The 4639-nt window shown below is 36.7% G+C and carries 3 protein-coding genes and 2 pseudogenes; 2 read left to right on the top strand and 3 right to left on the bottom strand.

The genetic code is table 11. The features are described 5' to 3' along the window. Together AC1DND_RS20230 and hemA are read right to left on the bottom strand one after the other, a co-directional pair. Positions 1-257 (bottom strand): annotated as a pseudogene (locus AC1DND_RS20230) (hydroxymethylbilane synthase); the annotation flags it as partial. Between the two features lie 435 nt (positions 258-692). Beyond that, a complete protein-coding gene (gene hemA, locus AC1DND_RS20225; protein ID WP_477584371.1) occupies positions 693-1919 on the bottom strand; it encodes a glutamyl-tRNA reductase in 1227 nt (408 codons plus the stop codon). A gap of 794 nt (positions 1920-2713) precedes the next feature. Between hemA and AC1DND_RS20220 the strand changes: the two genes are divergently transcribed. Together AC1DND_RS20220 and AC1DND_RS20215 are read left to right on the top strand one after the other, a co-directional pair. Further along, complete coding sequence (locus AC1DND_RS20220) at positions 2714-3541, top strand: alpha/beta hydrolase family protein (protein WP_477584369.1); 828 nt, start codon at positions 2714-2716, stop codon at positions 3539-3541. A 27-nt stretch (positions 3542-3568) separates the two neighbouring features. Beyond that, positions 3569-4102: a hypothetical protein gene (locus tag AC1DND_RS20215; RefSeq protein WP_477584367.1), complete on the top strand. Its 534-nt coding sequence runs from the start codon at positions 3569-3571 to the stop codon at positions 4100-4102. Between the two features lie 10 nt (positions 4103-4112). Here AC1DND_RS20215 and AC1DND_RS20210 read toward each other — a convergent pair. Next, positions 4113-4639: pseudogene (locus AC1DND_RS20210) on the bottom strand (mechanosensitive ion channel family protein); the annotation flags it as partial.

Here is a 4639-nt window from a genome sequence, read left to right as displayed (position 1 = left end):
GGGTGTGTAGTAGGTAAATCTTTAAGGCAATGTACAGCCAGATCAATCGTTCCACCTAAAAGCTCTTCTTCCAATTCTTTGGTAAAGAAGCCTTTGCCTTCCAGTTTATCCAATCTTAAATTCAGGATTTTATCTCCCTGCGTTTTAATGATTTTTATTTCTGCTTCTATTCCAATCGCAGCCAATTCATCTTTTATATGATTTGCTTGCCATAAAGCCAGGTCGCTACCGCGTGTTCCAATGGTTAATTTCTTCACTATAAAGGTTAAATGAGTTGCAAATTTAATTTAATTAGTGGTTTATACCATGAATTGTTTAAAAATGAGACAGTGAGGTTACAGAATGAGTGATTTAAAGGATTTCTGTGACATTTACGACATGAAAGTATAACGTGGTGTAAGATGTTACCATCTTACACATGATCCTTTTAGATATACTATAAGTCAGATGATAATACCTGACTTCACTATGATATGTTAGATGGCGTTTGAACCATATAAGGAATGTAAGTCCATTTAAGTTGATTGCATGAAAGATGCTGAAACAAGTTCAGCATGACGACGAGGGAATTGGTTTCCGGATTTATCTAAAGATAAAAGATTCTTCACTGCGTTCAGAATGACAGAAAAAAAAATGATAGAAACGAGATTTGGCGTTTTTAGCGCCAGCCCTTAGCGATCTTTGCGGTAAAATTAAGATTGATTAACCAAAATTTCTTTGGCCATTACCATCGGAACGCTGATGTATTTTTTCTCCATGTAGTTCATTACACGTTCTAAAACTTCGCGTGAAGCCTCATCCATCTGACTAATTTCATCGGCAAATACACCATTTATGGCTGTATTTTTGATCTCTTTAATCTTTCTTGGTACTTCCTGCATCGCCAGTTCGATACGGCGTTGTTTTAAAACAGAGAAAAATTCGGTAATGTTATGGCTGATAATTTCTTCGGCATGTACCAGTTCGTTATAACGTTCCTGGATATTTTTGCGTGCTACCTCTTTTAGCGATTCTACTTCGATATAATGTACAGGGTTGTTATGAATTACTGCCGGGGTAACATCATTCGGGATGGCCAAATCTACAATTACCTTTTTGCCTTGATCGCCGTTTAACAATTTAGCGTATAAGGCTTCGTTAATAATTGCCTCAGTTGAGCCGGTACAGGTAATGATCACATCAAATCCTTCATTAAAATCTTCAAGCGCYGCTAAAGGATAAGCCTTACCACCTAGTTCTTCTGCCAAAGATTCGGCCTTAGAAAACGTACGGTTGAAAATCGAGAAATTCGAGTATTTATGTTTGTTGAGGTATTTTGCAATGTTCTGATTGGTTTCGCCGGCGCCAATAATCAAGATACGTGAGTTGCCACACATATTTAACTCTTTTAGCTTCCGGTAGGCCAATGAAACAACAGAAACGGGGTTTTTTGAAATATTGGTGTGCGTATAAACTTCTTTTGCGGTTTTAACCACACGATCCATAATCATACGCATGTAATCGCCAGTAAAACCTGCATCGCGGCAGTTTTCATAAGCTTTACGGATCTGGGCAAGAATTTCCTTTTCACCAACCACCAAACTCTCTAAAGAGCACGATGTTCTGAGCAAATGGTTAAAAGCTTCTTCGTTTTCGTATACCGTAACATTATCAAGAAAACGCTCCATAAATTCAGGAGGCAGTCCCATGTCTAAAACAGTAAGGAATCTGGTTACAAATTCTTTGTCGGTTTTCTCTTTGGTAAGGAAAACAAACTCCACACGGTTACAGGTTCCGATGTAGAAGATTTCACTAACGGGAAGTTCTGTTTGAACATTCTTCAACCTGCTATCTAAACTCTGATCACAAATAACCAATTTCCCTAAAGATTTCAGGTCGATGTGGTGATGCGTAAAAGCTATTACTTTTAAATATTCCAAGTGCTTCCGTTATTAACTATTATCGGGATACAAAAGTAACAGGGTGAACGCATGTGACTGTCATTAACCTGTAATTTACATCAATTTAGAACGGTTTTAAATAAAGAGCTTAAAGATTAATCAAACCATATTGATTTATATGAACAAACCAATCGTAAAATTTTTCTCCGAATTTACGCCCTCTTCTACGTCCTGACTGAATGTAACCACTTTTTATCCATTGCAGTATATTACGTGATTATGCCAAAATGGTTGCCTTCACCTGGCTTTTAATTTATTTTTCCGGAATATTAAAAATTGTTTTTGGGGTTTTATTGTTGATTAAGAAGACGAAAAAGCTTGCAGCTGTGCTGATTATCCTAATGTTGATCGCATTTATGCCTACGCACATCTGCATGATCCAGAAGATGCTGTTCATATTTGGCAAAATATCGGCCACACCATTTATAGCCTGGGCAAGGTTGCCTTTGCAGTTATTGTTTATCTGTTTGGTATGGTATTATTATAAAAATCGTAATGGGTAATTTTTATTTTTTGAAAAGCAGGAGCTGTATTTCATTTTAGTGTTAGCCCCGCTATTCGTTACAATCTTTTTGGGAACGTTAGTCTGGGTTTGCCGAAAACCTGCAATAAAAAATATTTCCACTGTTATCGGGTTTAGATAATATAGGCCTCTGCAACTATTAATGGTTTTCTTGGCGCTTCCATAACAAATACATCCATCAGGTTAATGCAAAAAACACACAACAAAATTAGATTTCGTAGGTTTATAATTTGTATCAATTCCTTAAATTATGATTACACAAAGCAATTTTAGCCTTAGCGGTTCTGACGGAAAATTAATTATTGGTGATATCACTTTTGATGAAAAAAACCCTAATACGCCCATTGTACTTTTTGTTCATGGCTTTAAAGGTTTTAAAGATTGGGGGGCGCACAATTTAGTGGCCAGGCATTTTGCCAGCAATGGCTACCGTTACATTAAGTTCAATTTATCGCATAGCGGTGTGCCAGTTAATGACCCGAAAGATGTAACCGATATGGATGCCTTTGCCAATAATACCGTATCAAAAGAACTTTTTGATTTAAATGCGGTACTCGATTTTATCGAAAAAGCATACGGTAAAGACACAAAGGTAAACCTGATAGGCCATAGCCGCGGTGGTGGATTATCGATTATTGAGGCTGCGAATGACTTAAGGATCAACAAACTGATTACCTGGAGTGCCATTGGTGATTTTGCCAGCCTGTGGAAAAAAGAACAGGAAGCTGAATGGAAAAAAACCGGCAAAATATTCGTTACCAATGCCCGTACCAAAGAGCAAATGCCATTAAATATTGGTTTATTGGAAGATTTTGAAGAGAATGCAGCAGCATTGAATATTTTAGATGCTGCAAAACGGGTAAACATCCCGTGGTTGATTATCCATGGTGATGATGATGTAAATGTTCCTTTTGAAACCGCACAAACTTTGGCAGAAGCCAATCCGAATAGCAGATTAGTTAAAATTGAAGGCGCTAACCATGTTTACGGCGCTACGCAACCTTATACCAATGAAACTTTGCCACCGCTGTTGTTTAAGGTTTGCGAAAAGGTAATCACTTTTATAAGTGAAGTATAAATTAATTATCTTGGGCCATCATAAATTATGGCTCAAGATAGAATCAACTTCTCAGGCTTCAATCAAGCTCTATTTAAGAAGATCTTAATTGGATTAACATTATTTTTCTGTTTTATCATTTTTCTTGACAGTAATTTCTCGCCCGTAAAATCAAATACTGAATTTATTGTTGATTTTGAGGGCTATCGCTCCAAAAACGGAAAGGAACGCATTTTTAGTGCTCAAACCTTTCATGAAAAATATAGGATCCCACCTAAACTTTTCAATGAAATAAACGAGAAAGATTCCCTGCTAATCTATAGATCAAAAGTAACCGGCATTATCCTTTATTATGGTTTAAGGAAATCTGATGTAATTATTGTTTGTAAAACCCGGTTTTTTAAGGATGATTTTTTTGGATTAGTTACCAGTACTTTAGGTGTTTTGCTAGCGATAATTCTCTATTTTAACAGTAAACTAGCACAAAACGTTACCCTTCAAGGAATTTTAGTCTTTTTGATTATCATTTCTTTGGTTTTCCTAAGAAACTACTTTGGTGGAAATTATTTATGGGAGTTCTAATTTTTCAATACTAATCATCCCCTCTCCTTACAAAATTTCGCATATCGCTGCCACTTGGGCTTTGGAAAATTTCCAGATCAAAATAAGGTACCGCAGCTAATAAATGATCGAAAATATCGGCGGCAACCTCTTCAAATTTCCTTAATCCTTTTTCTTTCGAGAAAACATAAATTTCAATCGGCAATCCGTTTTCTGTGGCCTGTAACTGGCGCACCATGAAGGTTAAATCGGTATTGATATGCGGATTGCTCTCCAGATATTTTTCTGCATAAACCCTAAAAGTACCAATATTGGTCATGTGACGGCCATTAACCAGATTATTGGGATTCACGGTATTTTCGGCATTATACCGTTCTATAAAAGCCTGCGTTTCTTTAAGGTAATCTTTCAAAAAATCGATACTCTGCAACCTTCCAATCAGCTCTTCATCGCAGAATTTAATACTCGAAATTTTAATATTAATGTGGCGTTTAATCCTCCTGCCCTCACTTTCTTCCATTGCTCGCCATTTTTTAAACGACTCGCTCACAATAGCGT

The sequence above is a fragment of the Pedobacter sp. 01N416 genome (assembly GCF_056399685.1).
Note: the sequence above shows the minus strand (reverse complement) of the source record. Positions and strands in the feature narration are given on the sequence as shown.

Coding starts and splice junctions, on each gene's coding strand:
- AC1DND_RS20220 (WP_477584369.1), top strand. CDS start 2,714: ATGATTACACAAAGCAATTTTAGCCTTAGCGGTTCTGACGGAAAATTA.
- AC1DND_RS20215 (WP_477584367.1), top strand. CDS start 3,569: ATGGCTCAAGATAGAATCAACTTCTCAGGCTTCAATCAAGCTCTATTT.